Genomic DNA, 19,967 nt, shown 5'->3' with positions numbered 1-19,967 from the left:
TCAGGACGCCGGAGTGGCCTCATCCTGTCCGGCCTCGTCCAGCGTTTCCACGTTGCGCCCATGCAGGCGCCGCCAGATCCAGCGCAATGCATGCGGCGGTGCCGAGGGCAGCTGCTCCAGCAGGGCCAGCATGCGGCTCTGGCTGGCATGCCCATGGCGGCACAACAGGCTGGCCGCTGCGGCCGCGCTCGCCAGGCGCAGGCTGTCGGCCAACGATCCTTCCGCATCCACCGCCAAGGCCTGGTGAACCGGCTCAGGCAACTCCCATGCGGCAGCGACCCGCTGCGCCAGCGGCAACGACCACTGCTGCAACAGCTGCAGGGCCAACGCCGGCTCCACGGGCTCGCCACGGGCCTGTGCCTCCTGCAGCAGCTGGCGCATCACCAGCGCCGCACCCAGCCCCTGCACCAGGCCCAGCCACTGCGCGGCGAAGGCATCGCCGAAGGTGACCGTGCGTGCGTGGTCGGCCGCTGCACGCGATGCCAGCAGTGCGTGCTCCCAGATGATCGCGCTGAACTGCGGGAACACCTCGCATTGCACCTGCATCACCGGCTGCACCAGTACCGCACTGATGATCTGGCGCACGCCCTCGGTGCCGACCAGGGTCACCGCCCGCTGCAGGCTCTCTACCGGGCGCTCGTGGACCTTGTAGGCCGGGCTGTTGGCGATGCGCAGCAGGTTGCCGGTCAGCACCGGGTCCTGGCCGATGATCGCGGCCATCACCCGGGCCGAGGCGGCATCGTCGTTGACGGTCTGGATCAGCTGCGGCAGCAGCTGCGGCCGGCGGGGCAGCTGCCTGGCCGCCCAGTCGCGGTCCTGCAGCGCGCGCGCCACCGCCTCGCCCAGGCCTGGGTCCTGCAGCGGCGTTGGCTCGCCGGCCAGCCGTGGGTACAACGCAAGCGCATGCAGCCCGCGTTGCAGGTGAGCGGCGATCTCCGGCGACGGCAGCGCCTCGCCCTGCAGGCTTGCGGCTGCGGCGGCCACCGCCTGGCGGGATGCGGCAACCAGCCGCGCCGGTGCCGTCCCGGTCGAACGTGTCAGCCAGCCGCGCAGCGATCTCCACCATGCCGCTGTCATCGCCGCCCGTCCTGTCGTTGTGATGCCCTTGCCGTCACTGACCGCCCTGCCTCTTCACGCCCATCCGGCCACCCGCCGTCGTCGCAGCATCGGCCGCACTTTCATCTTCTTTAACCTGGCGGCCGCCGACGTCGACGGCAACGGCCGGGCGAATGGACTAGAATGGCGCCGCGCGACCCGTCCCCCAGCCATGACGACGTCGCTTTTTTTGTTTTGGGACCCTACCGTTCACTGGCCGTTCGCTGCAGTTCGCCGCTGTTCGCGCCATCGGAGACGCCATGCTATTCGAAACCCTCGCCACCACCGGCCACGAACAAGTGGTGTTCTGCCACAACCACGATGCCGGCCTGAAGGCGATCATCGCCATTCACAACACCACCCTGGGCCCGGCCCTGGGCGGCGTGCGCATGCGCCCCTACGCCAGCACCGACGAGGCACTGGCCGACGTGCTGCGGCTGAGCCGGACGATGACCTACAAGAATGCGCTGGCCGGCCTCAACGTCGGTGGCGGCAAGGCGGTGATCATCGGCGACCCGAAGGTGGACAAGACCGAGGTGCTGTTCCGCGCCTTCGGCCGTTACGTCGACTCGCTGGGCGGCCGCTACATCACCGCCGAAGACGTCGGCACCGACGTCAACGACATGGAGAACATCTACCTGGAGAGCCAGTTCGTGACCGGCGTGCACCAGGTCCATGGCGGCTCCGGCGATCCGGCCCCGTTCACCGCCTACGGTGCGCTGCAGGCGCTGATGGCGGCGATGCGCTTCAAGTTCGGCCACGAGGAAGTGGGCAAGACCAGCATCGCGGTGCAGGGCCTGGGCCACATCGGCATGGAGCTGGTGAAACTGCTGCGCGACCGCGGTGCCAAGCTGTATGTCACCGACCTGGACAGCGCACTGGTTGATCGCGCGGTCAGCGATTTCGGCGCCGAAGCGGTCAAGCCCGACGAGATCCACGAAGTGAACGCCGACGTGTTCGCACCGTGCGCGCTGGAAGGCGCCATCAACGCCGACACCCTGCCGCGGATCAAGGCCAAGATCATCTGCGGTACCGCCAACAACCAGCTGTCGAGCCTGGAAATCGGCGATGAACTGCACGCGCGCGGCATCCTGTATGCGCCGGACTATGCGGTCAACGCTGGCGGCGTGATGAACGTGTCGCTGGAGATCGATGGCTACAACCGCGAACGCGCGATGCGCCTGATCCGCAGCATCTATCACAACCTCACCCGCATCTTCGAACTGTCGCAGCGCGAGAACATCGCGCCGCAGCGTGCGGCCGACCGCATCGCCGAAAGCCGCATCCTGTCGATCGGCAAGCTGAAGATGCCGCTGGGCCGCAGCACCCCGCGCCTGGGCAACCTGCGCGGCGGCTGAGCCTGCCGATGTCGCGCCGGAGCTGACGTCCCGGCGCGACCTCCCGCTCAGAACCCGGTGCTGTAGCGCAGCGCCGCCTGGCGCGCGCCCTCGCCACCGACGCGCTGGTCGAAGCCCAGGCTCAGGCGGCCATTGCGGCCCCACCACGACTCCAGCGCCACGCCGAACAGCGCACTGCCACGCGGTGCGTCCCATCCCGCCAGGGGTGCCCAGGCATCGACACCAACGAAGCTGGCCTGCCAGTCCGCATCGGCACCGTCGAGCCGTTGCTGCCACTCGGCGTGCCCGCGCAGCGTCCAGCGCCCCCAGCCGCGCTCGCCGCGGATACCGGCCAGCATCTGGCTGCGCTGCACGCGGTTGGCGTCGCCACGCAGGCCGAAGCCGAAACCACCCAGCTCATTGAAGGCATCGGTATCCACGCGCGTGGTGCTGGCACCCAGATACGGTGTCAACGACGCGCCCGCGCGGCCGAAACGATAGCCGCCTTCGACGCTGGCACTGCTGAAGCGTCCGCCGTAACGTGCGGAAACACCATAGGCACCGGCGCCCAGCAGCAACTGGCGATCCAGCGCACGGGTGAACTGGCCGCTGCCGACCTGCGCCAGCGCATAGCCCCGGCCCAGGTTCCAACCGGCGTACAACTGTGCCTGCGCCTGGCGATCACGCCCACGATCGCCGCCGAAGCTGCTGCCACCATTGCTGCGGGTCTCGCCAAAGGCCACGCCCATCAGCCCATTGCTGCCCAGCGGCAGGTCCTGGCCGGCCATCCAGCCACGGCTGTCGGCGGCATTGCCGGCAAAACTGCCCTGCCCGGCCTCACCGAGCGCGCTCTGCCAGGCCCCGCGCAGGCGCGGCGCCGCCTGCACGCGATCGAAGCGCTCGGCGATCGCACGGCGCGACATGTCGATGCTGTCGAAGGTGGCCGACTCGGCCCGCGCATGCGCCTGCCCGGACAGGCTCTGCAGGCTGGCTGCCAGGCCCTCGCTGCCACCGCCGGTCCACTGCAGCGCACCGGCCGCCGTGCCGAAGGCCGAGCCCTGCAGCGCAGGACTGCCATCGAGTGCGCTGAACGCATCTTCCAGTCGTTGCGCCGCGGACTGCGCCGAGGCCGCGAGCCCGGTCGCCGCCGCCGTCACGCTCACCTGGGTCAGGTTCAACCAGGCAGTGTTGCTGTCATAGCCATAGCTGCTCTGCAGCAGCGACAGGCCCTGCAGGCCGCTGGAGGAGGCCGGGCTGCTGAAGGTGCCGCTCAGGCCGCCGGCCGCATGGACCAGGTCCTGGCGGCTGCCGTTCTGCGGCACGTAGCCGGAGACGAAGCCATGCACGCGCACGCCACCATTGATCGAGGCCGTGCCGGTCACCTGCAGCGCATTGGCACCGAGCGCGATCATCAACTGGCCACCCGCCTGCTGCGTGTAGTTGCCCTCGATGGTGCCGGTGGTGCTGCCGGTGGTCAGGAACACGCTGCTGCCGTTGACCACGTTGCCGATCACGCGCGGCGTGCCGCCATTGAACTGCAGGCCGGTCGAATCCGGGTCGGGCTGGCCGAGGATGGTCACGTTGGAACGGATGACACCGCCGTTCTGCAGCGACAGGATGCCGCGTTCGATGCGGGTGGCGCCGCTGTAGCTGTTGTTGCCTGCGAGCACCAGGGTGCCCCCGCCCTGCTTGACCAGGCCGCCGCTGCCGACGATGTCGTTGCTCCACAGCGAGCCGCTCGATGGCGCATCGACATTGGCCACTACATCACCCCAGTCGAAGCGGCCCGGGCCCTTGATCGCCCGCGAGATGTCGAGCAGGCCGTAGCCGAACACCGCATCCACGCCGGGCGCGCCGATGTCCTTGGCCGTGCCCAGCAGGGTCTGCCGCACCAGGTTGTTGTCGAAGTACGGGTAGCGCTGCCAGACCAGCGCGGCGGCGCCGGAGATCAACGGGGCGGCGAAGGACGTCCCGTAGTTCCAGTAGTAGGTGCTGCCATTGGCATCGGGATAGACCGCGCTGCCCGGCGCCGCCAGGCAATAGCGCGCCGCCTGCCCGCAGGCATTGGCGTAGCTGGCCAGCGTGCCCGGTGCATAGGGATCCACTGCGGTCGCCACCAGCCAACCGCGCTCCAGGTCGGCCGCCGGCAGCGAGCCGGCAACGCCCAGCTGGCTGGGCAGGGCGGCCAGGCTGCTCGGTTCGGTGCGCGCATCGTTGCCGGCCGCGAACACCACCAGGCCGCCATGGTTGATGACGAACGGACGGTACTCGGCCGCCACCTGCGCGGTGGTCGGCAGGTCGGTCCAGTACAGGCCGCCCCACGAGTTGTTCATCACCTTCACGTTGTAGCTGATCAGGTCCTGGTGGACCTGCGCCACGCCCAGCGGACCGCTGAAGGAATTGCCCTTGCCGCTGCCGTCATCGACCGGCGGCTTGTCGGCGATGATCCGCGCCGAAACGATCTGCGCACCGGGGGCGATGCCGCCCGGCCAGGTTCCCACCGGCGCGCCGGCGGCCAGGCTGGCTACCGCCGTGCCGTGGCCCACCACGTCGTCCACCAGCAGGTTGTTGCGCGCCGGATCAATGTAGTTGAGGTTGCCCACCACCCGCCCGTTCAATGCCGCTGCGTTGCGCTGCACGCCCGAGTCGACGATGCCGATGCGCACGCCCTGCCCGGTCAGGCCGACGGCCTGTGCGGCACGCGCATTGGTCACTGACAGGTGCGCGTCGAAGGCCGGTTCCTGCGGCTTGGCCGGAGGCGGTGCCGTCGGAGGGGGCGTCGTTGGGGGTGTGGGGGTGGTCGGAGGGGGATCGATGCGGACGTTGCCGCCGCCTCCGCCGCCGCCACATGCCGTCATTGCCATCGCCAGCGCCGTTGCCAGCGCGGACCTAACCATCGTCGTGCGTTCCATCGATTCCTTCCCATGAACGTTGACCTGCCTACATCCCGGCAGGCGTGCGGTGCCGCCCAGCGGCGGCCCTCCCCGACCCTCTATACTTGGGCCGACCCCCACGCAGTCTGCCGGGAAACCGGGGCGCTTCCAACGTCCGCGGTCTCCTTTCCGAACATTGCTTACGCATCAACGAGATTGCCATGTCCAACATCGTCATCGCCGCCGCCAAGCGCACCGCCATCGGCTCCTTCCTCGGCCAGTTCAACGGCGTGCCGACCCCCACCCTCGGCGCGGCCGCCATCGCTGCCGCCCTGGAACAGTCGGGCGTACCGGCCAGCGACGTCTCCGAGGTCCTCATGGGCTGCGTGCTGCCGGCCAACCTCGGCCAGGCGCCCGCCCGCCAGGCGGCGATCGCCGCCGGCATTCCGCTGTCGACCGGCGCCACCACCCTCAACAAGGTGTGCGGCTCGGGCATGAAGACCATCATGCTCGGCCATGACCTGATCAAGGCCGGTTCGGCCAGCATCGTGGTCGCCGGTGGCATGGAATCGATGTCCAACGCCCCGCACCTGCTGCCGAACTCGCGTACCGGCAACCGCTTCGGCAACTTCCAGGCGGTCGACCACATGGCCCACGACGGCCTGGTCAACGCCTATGACGGCAAGGCCATGGGCGAATTCGCCGAATGCGCCGTGGACAAGTACCAGTTCAGCCGCGAGGAGCAGGACGCCTACGCGATCGAATCGGTCAAGCGCGCGCAGGCCGCACAGGCCAACGGTGCGTTCGCCGACGAGATCGTCGCGGTGAAGGTAGCCACCCGCAAGGGTGACGTCGAGGTCGCCACCGACGAGCAGCCGGGGCGCTCGGATATCGCCAAGATCCCGAGCCTGCGTCCGGCCTTCAAGAAGGACGGCAGCGTCACCGCCGCCAGTTCCTCCAGCATCTCCGACGGCGCCGCCGCGGTGGTCCTGCTGACCGAGGAAGACGCGGCCGCCCGTGGCATCACTCCGCTGGCCCGCATCGTCGGCCACGCCACCCATTCGCAGGAACCGGAGTGGTTCACCACCGCCCCGATCGGCGCGATCCACACGCTGCTGGCCAAGACCGGCTGGTCGCTGGACCAGATCGACCTGTTCGAGATCAACGAGGCCTTTGCCGTGGTGGCAATGGCGCCGATGCGTGAGCTGGGCATCCCGCACGACAAGCTGAACGTGAATGGCGGTGCCTGCGCGCTGGGTCATCCCATCGGTGCCTCCGGTGCACGCCTGGTGGTGACCCTGGTCAACGCCCTGCGCACGCGCGGTGGCAAGCGCGGCATTGCCACCCTGTGCATCGGTGGCGGCGAAGCAACGGCAATCGCCATCGAATTGATTTAAAAAGATTTAACGATGATTTCGCAAAAATGAATGCGGGATCGCTTGACACCCAATCTTGGCTTGTCATCATGTTGTCGGCGCGCAGCATGCGCGTTGCCTAATTCTAACGACGAGGATTTACACAATGAGCATCAACAAGCTGCTGGTCGCGATGTCCCTGGCTCTGGCCCTGGCCGCCTGCTCGAAGCAGGAAGCTGCCCAGGACGCCGCTGCTTCGGCCAACGAAGCCGCCACCGAAGCCCAGGCTGCTGCCGACCAGGCCGCCGCTGCCGGCGCCCAGACCGCCGACGCTGCCCAGCAGGCTGCCAACACCGCCGCCACCGCTGCTGACGCTGCGACCGACGCTGCTGCCAACACCGCTGCTGCCGCGACCGACGCTGCTGCTGGCGAAGCCAAGGACGCTGCCAAGGCTGCCGAAGCTACCGCTGAGCAGGCCAAGGACGCTGCTGAAGAAGCCAAGAAGTAATAACTTCTTTCTTCACGCTGTTCCGGAAAAGCCGCTGGTTCGCCAGCGGCTTTTTCTTTGCGCCACTGCGACCTCGCGGCGCGGGCATCGCGACCCCGCCTTCACAACGGCATGAATAGGCTGGCGTCCCCATCCATTGCAGTACCGGAGACCGCCATGAAGATTCGCCCGATCACCACCACCCTGCTGGCCGCCTCCCTGCTGCTGGCCCTGGCCGCCTGCAAGGGCCCGGAAGCCGAACAGGCCAAGCAGGACGCGCAGCAGGCCGCTGACAGCGCCGGCGCGGCTGCCCGCGATGCCGTCGACAAGGCGGCAGAAGCTACCCGTGACGCCGCCGACAAGACCGCTGCAGCCTCCGAGCAGGCCGCCGCCGATACCCAGCAGGCGCTGGACAAGGCTGCAGACGCCACCGCCAACGCTGCCGACAAGGCCAAGGACGCCGCAACCGACGCCGCCGCACACGCCAGCGACGCGACTGCCAACGCCGCACAGAAGGTGGCCGACAAGGCCCGCGATGTCGCCAATGACGCGAAGGCGAACGCCGCCAAGGAAGAAGCCAAGCACTGAGGCGTACCGGCAGCCAGGCATGGGCCCGGCGCTACAGGAAAAGCCGCGGCACTGCCGCGGCTTTTCTGCTTTTCGCTTTGCGTTTTTTCCGTTGATTCCGTGGTGGGCGCTCCTACGGCAGCGCGCGCACCAGCATCGCCGACAGATCCACGCCCGTCGGCAGGGTCCCGAACACCAGCCCATGCTCCGCTTGCAGCCGGCTGCGCACGAACGCCTCTGCCATCGGACTTTGCGCACGCAACAGCAGCGCGGCCTGCAACAACAGCACTGTGCGCTCGCAGAACAGCCGCGCCTGCGACTCATCCGGTGGCGGTGCTGCTGCCCACCGCTGCAAAGCCGCTGCGTAGCGCGCATCACGATCGGCCACCGCCGCCAGTTCAGCGCGCAGCGCCGCCAGCGCCTCCGGTTCGCGCGCCAGCGCGCGCAGCACGTCCAGACACTGGATGTTGCCGCTTCCTTCCCAGATCGAATTCAACGGTGCCTGCCGGTACAGCCGCGGCAGCATCGATTCCTCCACATAGCCCGCGCCGCCCAGGCATTCCTGTGCTTCATTGACGAAGGCCGGCGCGCGCTTGCACAACCAGTACTTGCCCAGCGCCGTCCCCACACGCGCCAACGCCGCTTCGTTGGCATCCACGCCGGCCCGGTCCACCGCACGCGCGATGCGCATCGACAGCACTGTGGCCGCTTCCGACTCCAGTGCCAGGTCGGCCAGCACATTGGTCATCAACGGGTGCTCGACCAGCAGCTTGCCGAACGTGCGGCGATGACGTGCGTGATGCAGCGCCTGCGCCAGCGCCATGCGCATTTCCGCCGCCGCGCCCAGCATGCAGTCCAGGCGGGTCATCATCACCATGCCGATGATGGTGGCCACGCCCCGCCCCTCCTCGCCCACGCGCCACGCCTGTGCCCCGCAGAACTCGACTTCGCTGGAGGCATTGGCCCAATCGCCAAGCTTGTCCTTCAAGCGCATCAACCGGAATGCGTTGCGGTCGCCGTCGGCCAGCCGGCGCGGCATCAGCAGGCAGGTCAGTCCTCCCGGCGCCTGCGCCAGCACCAGGAAGCCATCGCACATCGGTGCGGAAAAGAACCACTTGTGACCGACCAGGCGATAGCGCTCGCCATCGATCGGTTCAGCGCGCGTGCTGTTGGCACGCACATCCGAGCCTCCCTGCTTCTCGGTCATGCCCATGCCCAGCGTGATGCCGGCCTTGTCCGCCACCGGTACATCGCGCGGGTCATAGACCGGCGCTGCGGCCTTGCGCGCCCACTCGGCCAGGTGCGGCTGCGTGTGCAGCACCGCAACTGCCGCATGGGTCATCGTCAACGGGCAACTGGTGCCAGCCTCGGCCTGGTGGTGCAGGTAGCTCAACACCGCGCGCGCGACATGCCCGCCCGGTTGCGGCTCGTGCCAGGACAACCCGGCGACCCCGTGCGATTTCGCTGTGCCCATCAACTGGTGATAGGCCGGATGGAACTCCACCGTATCGATGCGATGGCCCTGCGCATCATGCGTGCGCAGGCGCGGCCGATCGCGGTTGGCATCGAAGCCGAGCCGGTACAGTTCGTCACCCGCCAGCGCGCCATAGACCGCCAGCCGCGGCGCAAAGCCGCCAGCGCCTTCGCGCTGCACCGCCTCCATCAGCGCCACGTCATCGGTCCACAACTGGCGCCCCGCGAACGACGGCGGCTGGTTCAGCACCACATGGGTTTCGTAGGGCGCATTGCTGCTGAAGCTGGGTCCACTCATCCGGTCCGTCCTGGCGGCAAGAGATCTGCGGTTCGATTGTGCCGCATCGCCTGCCAAGCCCGTGTTCAGGCCGATTCTCACCCTGTGCACGAGCGGCCGGCCACAGTGACCGCATGGCAGTCAATGACGATCTGGTGGTCCTGCGCCCCGAAGGGCTGTACTGCGCCGCCGGTGATTTCCACATCGATCCCTGGCGACCGGTCCCGCGCGCGGTCATCACCCATGGCCACGGCGATCACGCACGCCCGGGCATGGGCGAGTACCACTGCAGCGACGGCAGCCTGCCGATCCTGCGCTGGCGCCTGGGCGATGTGCCGGTGCAGGCGCATGCCGAGGGCGTGCCGTTCCGCCTGGGCCGGGTGCAGGTATCGCTGCATCCCGCCGGCCATGTACTGGGGTCTTCGCAGGTGCGCATCGACGACGGGCAGCAGGTCTGGGTGGCGTCCGGCGACTACAAACGCCAGCCTGATCCAACCTGTGCGCCGTTCGAAGTGGTGCCCTGCGATACCTTCATCACCGAGGCCACCTTTGCCCTGCCGATCTATCGTTGGCCGGACACGCCCAGCGTCGCTGCGGAGATCGTGGCGTGGCGACGCGAATGCGAACAGCGCGGCGAAGCTGCCATCCTGCTGTGCTATGCACTGGGCAAGGCGCAGCGGGTACTGGCCGAACTGCTGCCGCTGGACGATCGCCCGGCCTGGCTGCACGGTGCCATCGCCAATGGTGTGGAGGTGTATCGGCAGGCCAACGTGCCAATGCTGGAGACGCTGGCGGTGGCCGAGCAGGGTCGCCAGCCGGATGCCGCCGGCCAGTTGATCCTCGCCCCGCCCTCGGCCGCCGGCACACCGTGGATGCGCCGCTTCGGCCGCTACCAGCTGGGCTTCGCATCGGGCTGGATGCAGCTGCGCGGCAACCGGCGTCGCCGCAACGTCGATCGTGGCTTCGTCATTTCCGATCACGTCGATTGGCCCGCACTGCTGCAGACCATCGAACAGACCGGCGCGCAGCGGGTGATCGCCACCCATGGCAATACCGATGCGTTGATTCCCTTCCTGCGAGAGCGCGGCGTAGCGGCTGAAGCCCTCCGTACCGATTTCGGGAGCGAGGAATGAAGGCCTTCGCGGCGCTCTACCAGCGCCTGGACCGCAGCACCGCCACGCTGGACAAGCGTGCGGCATTGATCGATTACTTCCGCCAGGCAGGCGCGCACGATGCGGCGTGGGCGCTGTACCTGCTCAGCGGTGGCAAGGTGGGCGGCGCACGCCGCAAGATCGCCGCCAGTGGCGAACTGCGCGCCTGGATTGCCGAAGAATCCGGCTTGCCGCCATGGCTGGTGGAAGACAGCTATGCGCAGGTCGGTGACCTGGCCGAAACGTTGACCCTGCTGCTGGATGATCCATCCCAGCCGGCCGCCGACCGTGCGTTGGCGGATTGGATCGAACAGCATCTGCTGGCGGTGGCCAACCAGCCCGAAGCGGTACGCCGTGCGGCGGTCGTCGCGGGCTGGCAGCAGCTGTGCAGCAGCGAACGCCTGGTGTTCAACAAGCTGCTGACCGGCGCCCTGCGCGTTGGCGTCTCGCAGCGGCTGGTGCAGCAGGCACTGGCGGAGTGGTCCGGCCTGGACATCGCGCGCATCGCCCAGCGCATGCTTGGCGAGTGGGTGCCCTCGCCCGCACTGCTGGGCCAGCTGCTGTCGCCGGATGAGCTGCCACTGGACCGGCAGCAACCCTACCCGTTCTTCCTCGCCTCGCCACTGGAAGGCGATCCTGCCGAACGCCTCGGCCCCATCGAAGATTGGCTGCTGGAATGGAAGTGGGATGGCATCCGCCTGCAGCTGCTGCGCCGGCGCGGCGAGGTCGCATTGTGGTCACGCGGCGAAGAGCGGCTGGATGGTCGCTTCCCCGAAATCGAACAGGCGGCGATGGCGCTTCCCGATGGCTGCGTGCTGGACGGAGAGCTGCTGGCCTGGGACGAAGCCACGGACCTGCCGCGTGCATTCACCGCGCTGCAGACCCGCATCCAGCGCCGCAAGCCCGGTGCGGCTACCCTGCGCAACACGCCGGTGCGCGTGCTCGCCTATGACCTGCTGGAACACGATGGCGCGGACCTGCGTGAGTTGCCGTTGCGGGAACGGCGTGCACGGCTTGCCGACGTCGTCGGTGCCCTGGGTGATGCACGGATCCAGCTCTCACCCGACGTTGCCGCCGAAGACTGGCCGCAGGCGGCGGCGATGCGCGATGTGGCACGCGAACGTGGCGTGGAAGGGCTGATGCTGAAACGTCGTGCCTCACCCTACCAGGCCGGGCGACGCCGCGGTGACTGGTGGAAATGGAAGGTCGATCCGCTCACCATCGATGCAGTGCTCCTGTACGCGCAGGCTGGCCATGGGCGGCGCAGCACGTTGTACACCGACTACACCTTCGGCGTCTGGGACGGCGACACGCTGGTACCGGTGGCCAAGGCCTATTCGGGCCTGGATGACAAGGAGATCCTCGCGCTTGATCGCTGGATCCGCGCCAATACCCGCGAGCGCTTTGGCCCGGTGCGCAGCGTACGCCCCGAACACGTCTTCGAACTGGGCTTCGAGGCGGTCAACCGCAGCAGCCGGCACAAGTCCGGTATCGCCGTACGCTTTCCACGCATCCTGCGCTGGCGCCACGACAAGCCAGCCAGCGAGGCCGATCAGCTGGCTACCCTGCAGGCGCTGGCGCGATGAACCGCAGCCAGGCACTACGCCGGCTGGAAGACTGGTTCGCGTCGAAAGGCTGGCGCTCGTTGCCGTTCCAGCGCGCGATGTGGCGGCACTATCTCGCCGGCGGATCCGGGTTGCTGCACACGCCCACAGGCAGCGGCAAGACACTGGCGATGTTCGGGGGACCGCTGCTGCAGGCCATGATCGACCCACCGCCTTCGCCCCGCCGCGCCAGTGCGGTACGCCCGCTGCAGGTGCTGTGGGTGACGCCCTTGCGCGCGTTGGCCAGCGACACCGCGCGTGCGCTGCAGGCCGTGGTCGATGGGTTGCAGCTTGGATGGCGTGTCGGCCTGCGCAGCGGTGACGCCAGCAACCGCGAACGACGACAGGCACGCGAGGGCCGCATCGACGTACTGGTCACGACGCCGGAATCGCTGGCGCTGCTGTTGAGCTATCCGGATACGCTGCCGCGCATGCGCCAGCTGCGCTGCGTGGTGGTGGACGAATGGCACGAACTGCTGGGCAACAAGCGCGGCGTCCTGCTGCAGTTGAATCTGGCCGTGCTGCGCGATGCCGCGCCTGCATTGCAGCTGTGGGGGCTGTCGGCCACGCTGGGCAATCTGGATGAGGCGCGCGACGTGCTGCTGCCCGGACAGCCCGACGCGCCGATCGTGCAGGGCGTGCGCCCGCGTGCGACCACGGTGCGCAGCCTGCTGCCCGAACCCGGTGAACGCTTTCCCTGGGCCGGGCACCTGGGCCTGGCCCAACTGCCGCGGGTGCTGGACGCATTGATGCAGGCACGCAGCAGCCTGCTCTTCACCAACACCCGTGCACAGGCAGAACTGTGGCATCAGGCGCTGGCGTCGGTTTGGCCCGAGGAACACGACACGCTTGCGCTGCACCACGGTTCGCTGGATCCGGCGCTGCGCCAGCAGGTGGAGGACGGGCTGCGTGCAGGAACGCTGCGCTGCGTGGTCGCCACCTCCAGCCTCGACCTCGGCGTGGACTTTCCCGAGGTCGAACAGGTACTGCAGCTGGGCAGCCCGAAGGGCGTCGCCCGCCTGCGCCAGCGCGCCGGACGTGCGCGCCATCGTCCCGGTGCCAGTGGCGCGATCCTCTGCGTGCCGAGCCATGCGCTGGAACTGGCCGAGTACGCAGCCGTGCGTCGCGCACTGGCCGAAGGCGTGGTCGAAGCACGCAGGCCGCCGATGCTGTCGCTGGACGTTCTGGCCCAGCATGCGGTCAGCCGTGCCCTGGCCGGTGGCTTCCACGGGGATGCGCTGCTGGCGCAGGTCCGGCGCACCCATGCGTTCGCATCCCTGGCCGAGGACCAGTGGCAGGCCGTGCTGACTTTCATCGTGCAGGGGGGCCAGGCCCTGGCCCAGTACCCTGACTTCCACAAGGTCGTGCAGGACGCCGATGGCCGCTACCGGATGCACGACCGGCGCCAGGCACTACGCCACCGGCTGTCGATCGGCACCATCAGCAGCGATGGCAGCGTGCGCGTGCAGTTCCTGCGCGGGGCCGGCCTCGGCGCCGTGGAGGAACAGTTCGCCAGCCGCCTGCGCCGCGGAGACCGCTTCCAGTTCGCCGGGCGCCTGCTGGAGCTGGTGCAGCTGCGCGACATGACCGCCTTCGTGCGGCTGGCACGAGGGCGCGGTGAAGGTGTCGTGCCCCGCTGGCAGGGAGGCCAGCTGCCGCTGTCGATGGCACTCGGCGGCGAACTGGAGTCGGTGCTGTCAGGCGCCGACGACAGTGCGGAAGCGCGCTGGCTGGCACCGCTGCTGGCACTTCAGCAGCAGGTGTCGGCGCTTCCCGGCCCGGACCACGTGCTGCTGGAGGACGTACGCCGCCGCGAAGGCCAGTTCCTCTTCGTCTATCCCTTCGCCGGACGCCACGTGCACGAGGCGCTGGCCGCCCTGTTGGCACTGCGCTGCACCCGCCAGCAACGCAACAGCATCGGCTATGCCGTGAATGATCACGGCCTGGTGCTGGCACCGGCGCAGGCGATCGACCTGGACGCGGCGCAATGGCATGCGTTGTTCACCACCGATCAGCTGCTGGACGATCTGCGTGCGGCGGTGAACCTGGGCGAGCTTGCGCGGCGCCAGTTCCGTGGCATCGCGCGCGTCGCAGGCCTGCTGGTACCCAGCCTGCCGGGGGGCATGCCGCGATCGCTGCGCCAACTGCAGGCCTCGGCGGGCCTGCTGTACGACGTGTTGCGCGAGCATGACCCCGAGCACCTGCTGCTGGCGCTCGCCGAACGCGAAGTGCTGCATGACAGCCTCGACCTGCCGGGGCTGCGCCAGGTGCTGGTCCGGATCGGCGCGCGACGCATGTCGATGCAGCGCCCTGCATCGCTGACGCCCCTGGGCTTTCCACTGTGGGCCGAACGCCTGCGCGGGCAGTTCAGCAACGAGGACTGGCGTACCCGCGTGCAACGCGCGGCCCAGCAGCTGGAACGTCGCCATGGCCGATGAAATACCACTGCTGCTTGCCGGCGAACCGGTGACCCTGGCGGGCGCACGCGCACTCTACTGGCCGGCGCGGCAGGCGCTGCTGATCGCGGACCTGCACCTGGGCAAGGCCGATGTGTTCCGCCGCGCCGGCATCGCGCTGCCCAGCGGCGGAACCGGCGAAGACCTGCAACGCCTGCAGGGTCTGCTGGACAGGCACGCCTGCCGCGAACTGTGGATCCTGGGCGACATCCTGCATGGGCCGGCGCATCGCGCCGCCTGGTACCAGCAATGGCTCGGCTGGCGCGAACGCAACACCGCACTGGACGTTCATGTCCTGCGCGGAAATCATGACCGGCAGCTACCGCATGCCCAGCTGCAGGTGCAGATCCACGAGGAGGTGCGGCTGGCGCCGTTCCTGCTGCGCCATGAACCGTGCGCAGATCCGGCGTGGCACGTGCTCGCAGGCCACCTGCATCCGCAGGTCGCACTGCCCGCATTGCGCCGGCGCTTCCCGGCCTTCTGGCTGCGCGAGCGGATGACGGTCCTGCCGGCCTTTTCCGGGTTCACCGCCGGAATCGTGCCTGCTCCCGCCAGCGGCGAACAGATGATCGCCTGCGTGGAAAACGGCCTGGTGGAACTGCCAGTGGCTTGAATCAGGCCGGACGAATGTCCAGCTGCGGCATCAACTGGAACTCAGGCGTGTCAACTTCACGTCGCCGCGGCAAGGCCTGGATTGCCGCCAGCATCTCCTGTGCGCAGGCGCGGATGCGTCCGTGGTGCTCCGGCGATGCATGACTGATCAAGCTGCCCACATGGAATTCGAACACGTCCTCCAGTACGTCGGGCTGGTCCTCGTGCAGCATCTGCAACAGTCCGCGCAGCTTGCAGATTTCCGATTCCAGCTCCTCGACCGCGAACCACATGGCGTCCTCCTCTTCAACAACAGGCGGCACGTCCGGGCCGCGACAGGCCGCAACGGCAGCGCCGCCCGGGCCACGCGCGATGTCAATCACGGAAAGGAAAACGGGCGACGCGCAATCGCGTGCAACCTACTTCTCGCATATACACGGTGAGGCAACCGTTAATTCGCGTGACAGCGCGCTTCACGCATTCGCAGTGATCGCGCTGATGCCAGGCATCTGCGCCCCTGCAGCCAACGCGTCGACAAATGCCGGATCCAGCGCAAGCGAACCGAACCAGCCATGCTGGGTACCGCTGAGCACGCGCAGCATGTGGCCACGCCCACCCGGCAGGCGCCCCATCGGCCCGAGCAGCACGTCGCGTGCCTTTGCCCAGGCATCGCGATCAGACTGGAACAGCGGCGTCAGCCAACGGCTCCAGCGCTGGTAGACCGCAACGTGCGCCCTGCGCTGCGCCTGGTAGGCCTGCAATGCAGCGCCTCCCCCGCCATGTGCGCGCACGGCATCGCGCAATGCCAGCGCATCGAGCAGCGCCATGTTCACGCCCTGCCCCAGCTGCGGGCTCATCGCATGTGCGGCATCGCCGGCCAGCACCATGCGGCCGCAATGCCAGCGCGTCATCACGGCGTCACGGTAGACCGCGCGCGCCAGCTGGCCGGCATCATGCAGATGCGCAAAGCGCGCGCTGGCCTGCGGCCACAGCGCGTGCAGCTCGTCCAGCCAGGGCGTCATGCCATCGGCCTGCCATCGTTCGAAGTCGGCGCGTGGCAGGCTCCAGAAGAAGCTCAGGCGCGGCGTGTCATCACCGGGCCGCGTACCGACCGGCAGCAGCCCGATCATCTTGCGCGCGGCCACGTAGCGCTGCCGCAGCTCCTGCAGGTGCGGCCAGTCCTCGGCCGGCAGCAGGCACCACAGTGCGCCCCAGGGATACACGCGGTCCAGCCCGGTGCCGCCTTCGATCGAGCCGCGCAGCGTCGAAGCCGCACCATCGGCGGCCACCACCAGGTCGAACGGCCCATGCATACGGCCCTCACTGTCATGCAGGCGGCCCTGTGCGGCATCCACTGCGGCGATGGTGACGCCGGCATGCAGCTGGCCCGCACCCGCACGCGCCCCGTCCAGCAGCGAGAACAGCGCCCCACGCTGCATGCCGAGGCCGTGCAGGCGCGCGTCCAGGCCGTCATAGCGCATGTCCATCACCGTGCGCTCGCACGGTGTATCGCCATACAGACGGTGCACCGGCGCCGCATGCGCGCGCACGGCATCAAGCAGGCCCATCTGCCACAGCACCTGCAGGCCGCTGGGCTGCAGCAGGAAGCCGGCGCCAACCGGCCCCGGCGAGGGCACGCGTTCGAAGATCTCCACCTCGTGGCCATCACGAGAGAGCAGGATGGACAATGCCTGTCCAGCGGTGCCGTAGCCGATCACGGCGATGCGCAGTCGTTCCTTCATCGGCGCATTGTGCCCGAGCGCAAATCCGGATGGCCACCTGGAACCCTGTCCACAGCGCCGCAATGCCCGTCGCGACGCAAAAAAAACCCCGCCGAAGCGGGGTTTTCAACGCACTGTCGAGTGGATCACTCGGCCGGCGTGATGTTCGAAGCCTGGGCACCCTTCGGGCCCTGGGTCACGTCATAGGTGACACGCTGGCCTTCCTGCAGGCTGCGGAAGCCCTTGGAGTTGATGGCGGAGAAGTGCGCGAACACGTCGGCGCTGCCATCCTCCGGCGAGATGAAGCCAAATCCCTTGGCGTCGTTGAACCACTTGACGGTACCGTTCGGCATGGTGATGCGAGACCTTATGCAATGAATGGGTGGTGTACGCTGAACCCGCGCACAAGCTGAGTATGCAAAGCTTGCTCGGGGAAGACAATCACCCCCGCGCCAATTCGCCCACCAGTTCCGGAAGTCCGTTGCTGGCCGCCTGCACGTTCGCCAGTACTTCGGCCATCGTAATCTCCTCGCCATCACCGCAGCCGGCGGCCCAGTTGGCGATGATTGCCAGGCAGGCGTAATCCAGCCCCAGCTCGCGTGCCAGCGCGGCCTCCGGCATGCCGGTCATGCCTACCAGGTCGCAGCCGTCACGGCGCATGCGGGCGATCTCGGCGATGGTCTCCAGGCGCGGGCCCTGCGTCGCGCCGTAGCAGCCACCGTCATGGACCGTGACGCCGGTCACTTTCGCTGCCGCCAGGATCTTGCTGCGCAGCATCGGCGTATAGGGGTGGCCGAAATCGACGTGGACCACGTCGGTGCCTTCTTCTTCACAGATCGTGCTGATGCGGCCCCAGGTGTAGTCGATGATCTGGTCCGGGCAGGCCAGCACGCGCGGGCCGAAGTCTTCGGTGATGCCACCCACCGTGTTCAATGCCAGCACGCGCTGCGCGCCCAGCTGCTGCAGCGCGGCCAGGTTGGCGCGGTAGTTGATCTTGTGCGGCGGCAGTGAGTGCCCCTCGCCATGCCGCGCCAGGAACGCCACGCGATGGCCGAGCAGCGTGCCCACGCGCACCGGGCCGGACGGGCGGCCAAAGCGGGTGTCGACCTCGTGGGTCTGCACGTCGTCGAGCTTGGCCAGGTTGTAGACACCGGTACCACCAATCACGGCCAGGGCGATCTGTTGCATTCAAAGCACTCCATGGAAAGACGAACGCCGGCACCCGAGGATGCCGGCGGTGGAAGAAGACGCGCCGCAGGCAGCTGCGCCGTTACTCCTTCATTGCGTAGATCGCCGGCACGCAGCGCAGGGTCTCGTTGACGTCCATGCCGAAGCCGAACACGTAGCGGTCCGGCAGCTCGATGCCGGCGTAGTCGGCGGTCACGTCCGGCAGTGCGCGGTCGTGCTTCTTCACGGTCATCGCGGCGATGCGCACGTCGGTCGCGCCCTGCTCCAGGCACCAGGTGCGGACGCCCTGCAGGGTGTAGCCCTCGTCGAGGATGTCGTCGATCAGCAGCACGCGGCGGCCGAACAGCGAGGTGGCCGGCTTGTGCTTCCAGACCAGGTCTCCGCCGGTGGTTTCACCGCGGTAGCGGGTCGCGTGCAGGTAATCGAACTGCACGTCCTGGCCGCGCGCGCCCAGTTCCAGCGCCAGCTGGCCGGCGAACGGCAGCGCACCATGCATGATGGACAGGAACAGCGGCACCTCGCCCTTGTAATCGCGCGCGATGGCGTCGGCGATACCAGCGATGGCCTTGTCGATGGTGGGGCGGTCGACCAGCAGGTCAGCCTGGGCCAGGGCCTGGGAAATGGTGAGGTTGGGCATCAGACGGTTCTTCCAAGGGTTTCAAGCAGACGGGATTGGGTGTCGCCATGGCGGGCGTCGGCCAGCAGGCCGTCCCAGCCGAGCGCGCCGCGACCAAGCAGGCCCAGCAGCGCAGCAGTATTGAGGGAGCGTCCCTGCACCGCGTGCAGGGCTTCATCGACCAGTTCCGGGTGGCAGACCAGCACCACGTCGCAGCCGGCATCCAGGTGCGCGTGCACGCGTGCCGGCACGCCACCGGCGCTGTGCGAGGCGGCCATGCCGATGTCATCGGAGAACACCACGCCACGGAAGCCGAGCTCGCCACGCAGGATGTCCTGGATCCAGCGCGGGGAATAGCCGGCCGGCTCCGGCGCCACCTGCGGATAGATCACGTGCGCCATCATCACCGCATCGGCACCGGCGGCGATGCCGGCCTGGAACGGCACCAGGTCCTGGGCGCGCAGTTCGTCCAGCGCGCGCGGGTCGATCGCGGTATCGACGTGGGTGTCTTCCAGCACGGTGCCGTGGCCGGGGAAATGCTTGAGCGTGGCGGCCATGCCGACCGCATGCATGCCGCGCACATAGGCGTCGGTGAACGCGGCCACCACCTGCGGGTCTTCACTGAAGGCACGGTTGCCGATGGCGCGGTTGCCGCGGCCAAGGTCGACCACCGGCGCGAAACTCAGGTCGAGGCCGCTGGCACGTACTTCGCTGGCCATCAGCCAGGCATGCTGTTCGGCCAGGGCCAGCGCCTGCTGCGGGTCGGCGGCGTACAGCGCGCCGATGTCCTGCAGCGGCGGCAGCGCGCTGTAGCCCTCGCGGAAACGCTGCACACGGCCGCCTTCCTGGTCCACGCAGATCAGCTGCGGGCGCGGGGCGGCGGCACGGATCGCCGCACTCAGATCGGTCACCTGCTGGCGCGAGGCGAAGTTGCGCTTGAACAGCACCACCCCGGCCACGGCGTCGTGCTGCAGCCAGTCACGTTCCTGGGCGGTCAGTTCGGTGCCGGCAACGCCGATCAGCAGCATGGTCGATCTCCACAACGCGCGCCCGCATGGCGCAGTGCCGCATTGTCGCAGAACCGGCCGACAGGCGCAGGGGTCAGACGAAGGGGAGTGTGGGGTCAGAGCCCCTGCGGGGATCTGACCCCGGGGTCGGATCCCCGCAGGGGCTCTG

The 19,967-nt window shown here is 68.4% G+C and carries 17 protein-coding genes; 8 read left to right on the top strand and 9 right to left on the bottom strand.

Translation table 11 applies throughout. The features are described 5' to 3' along the window. The gene (locus tag AC5P56_RS05400) at positions 1-1,077 is read right to left on the bottom strand and encodes an HDOD domain-containing protein (protein ID WP_288496734.1); all 1,077 of its coding nucleotides are present in this window, start codon (positions 1,075-1,077) and stop codon (positions 1-3) included. 278 nt (positions 1,078-1,355) lie between these two features. On the opposite strand from AC5P56_RS05400, the gene AC5P56_RS05395 reads away from it, so the two are divergent. After that, positions 1,356-2,453: a Glu/Leu/Phe/Val dehydrogenase dimerization domain-containing protein gene (locus AC5P56_RS05395; protein WP_008264553.1), complete on the top strand. Its 1,098-nt coding sequence runs from the start codon at positions 1,356-1,358 to the stop codon at positions 2,451-2,453. Between the two features lie 47 nt (positions 2,454-2,500). Here AC5P56_RS05395 and AC5P56_RS05390 read toward each other — a convergent pair whose 3' ends face one another. Continuing rightward, the gene (locus AC5P56_RS05390) at positions 2,501-5,344 is read right to left on the bottom strand and encodes an autotransporter serine protease (RefSeq protein WP_288496735.1); all 2,844 of its coding nucleotides are present in this window, start codon (positions 5,342-5,344) and stop codon (positions 2,501-2,503) included. A gap of 182 nt (positions 5,345-5,526) precedes the next feature. On the opposite strand from AC5P56_RS05390, the gene AC5P56_RS05385 reads away from it, so the two are divergent. From AC5P56_RS05385 to AC5P56_RS05375, 3 genes are all read left to right on the top strand, one after another. Next, positions 5,527-6,702 (top strand): thiolase family protein, encoded by a 1,176-nt coding sequence (locus AC5P56_RS05385; protein WP_049442340.1) that lies wholly within the window; start codon positions 5,527-5,529, stop codon positions 6,700-6,702. A 124-nt stretch (positions 6,703-6,826) separates the two neighbouring features. Continuing rightward, positions 6,827-7,168: a hypothetical protein gene (locus AC5P56_RS05380; protein ID WP_005418203.1), complete on the top strand. Its 342-nt coding sequence runs from the start codon at positions 6,827-6,829 to the stop codon at positions 7,166-7,168. 156 nt (positions 7,169-7,324) lie between these two features. Next, positions 7,325-7,735, top strand: a complete 411-nt coding sequence (locus AC5P56_RS05375; protein WP_014647982.1) for a hypothetical protein — start codon at positions 7,325-7,327, stop codon at positions 7,733-7,735. Between the two features lie 112 nt (positions 7,736-7,847). Here the strand turns inward: AC5P56_RS05375 and AC5P56_RS05370 are convergent, their stop codons facing one another. Beyond that, a complete protein-coding gene (locus tag AC5P56_RS05370) occupies positions 7,848-9,485 on the bottom strand; it encodes an acyl-CoA dehydrogenase family protein (protein WP_046431928.1) in 1,638 nt (545 codons plus the stop codon). A gap of 113 nt (positions 9,486-9,598) precedes the next feature. Between AC5P56_RS05370 and AC5P56_RS05365 the strand changes: the two genes are divergently transcribed. Genes AC5P56_RS05365 through pdeM form a run of 4 tightly spaced genes read left to right on the top strand, consistent with a single transcriptional unit; the run spans position 9,599 to position 15,288 of the window. Beyond that, positions 9,599-10,597 (top strand): ligase-associated DNA damage response exonuclease, encoded by a 999-nt coding sequence (locus tag AC5P56_RS05365; protein WP_288496736.1) that lies wholly within the window; start codon positions 9,599-9,601, stop codon positions 10,595-10,597. Further along, a complete protein-coding gene (locus AC5P56_RS05360; protein ID WP_046431931.1) occupies positions 10,594-12,201 on the top strand; it encodes an ATP-dependent DNA ligase in 1,608 nt (535 codons plus the stop codon). The genes AC5P56_RS05365 and AC5P56_RS05360 overlap by 4 nt, the downstream gene beginning before the upstream one ends. Then, a complete protein-coding gene (locus AC5P56_RS05355) occupies positions 12,198-14,657 on the top strand; it encodes a ligase-associated DNA damage response DEXH box helicase (RefSeq protein WP_075077045.1) in 2,460 nt (819 codons plus the stop codon). The genes AC5P56_RS05360 and AC5P56_RS05355 overlap by 4 nt, the downstream gene beginning before the upstream one ends. Then, positions 14,647-15,288 carry a ligase-associated DNA damage response endonuclease PdeM gene (gene pdeM, locus AC5P56_RS05350; RefSeq protein WP_014647987.1) on the top strand — a complete coding sequence of 214 codons (642 nt, stop codon included), beginning with the start codon at positions 14,647-14,649 and terminating at the stop codon, positions 15,286-15,288. Before AC5P56_RS05355 ends, pdeM begins: the two co-directional genes overlap by 11 nt. 1 nt (position 15,289) lies before the next feature. On the opposite strand, the gene AC5P56_RS05345 is transcribed toward pdeM, so the two are convergent. The 6 genes from AC5P56_RS05345 to nagZ form a co-directional block, all read right to left on the bottom strand. Beyond that, positions 15,290-15,559 carry a hypothetical protein gene (locus AC5P56_RS05345; RefSeq protein WP_014647988.1) on the bottom strand — a complete coding sequence of 90 codons (270 nt, stop codon included), beginning with the start codon at positions 15,557-15,559 and terminating at the stop codon, positions 15,290-15,292. A 180-nt stretch (positions 15,560-15,739) separates the two neighbouring features. After that, positions 15,740-17,008, bottom strand: a complete 1,269-nt coding sequence (locus AC5P56_RS05340; RefSeq protein WP_014647989.1) for an FAD-dependent oxidoreductase — start codon at positions 17,006-17,008, stop codon at positions 15,740-15,742. Positions 17,009-17,133: 125 nt separating this feature from the next. Beyond that, complete coding sequence (locus AC5P56_RS05335; protein WP_005410590.1) at positions 17,134-17,340, bottom strand: cold-shock protein; 207 nt, start codon at positions 17,338-17,340, stop codon at positions 17,134-17,136. 88 nt (positions 17,341-17,428) lie between these two features. Further along, positions 17,429-18,175 carry an S-methyl-5'-thioinosine phosphorylase gene (locus AC5P56_RS05330; RefSeq protein WP_006461208.1) on the bottom strand — a complete coding sequence of 249 codons (747 nt, stop codon included), beginning with the start codon at positions 18,173-18,175 and terminating at the stop codon, positions 17,429-17,431. Positions 18,176-18,257: 82 nt separating this feature from the next. Next, entirely contained in the window at positions 18,258-18,812 is a 555-nt protein-coding gene (locus tag AC5P56_RS05325; RefSeq protein WP_014038078.1) for a hypoxanthine-guanine phosphoribosyltransferase, read from the bottom strand. After that, positions 18,812-19,819, bottom strand: coding sequence for a beta-N-acetylhexosaminidase (gene nagZ, locus AC5P56_RS05320; RefSeq protein ID WP_075077049.1), 1,008 nt, complete (start codon positions 19,817-19,819; stop codon positions 18,812-18,814). Before nagZ ends, AC5P56_RS05325 begins: the two co-directional genes overlap by 1 nt. Positions 19,820-19,967: the final 148 nt, after the last annotated feature.

It is taken from the genome of Stenotrophomonas sp. YJH_SMC_131 (assembly GCF_059367975.1).
The sequence above is the reverse complement of the archived record's forward strand: the minus strand, read 5'-3'. Positions and strand labels throughout refer to the sequence as shown.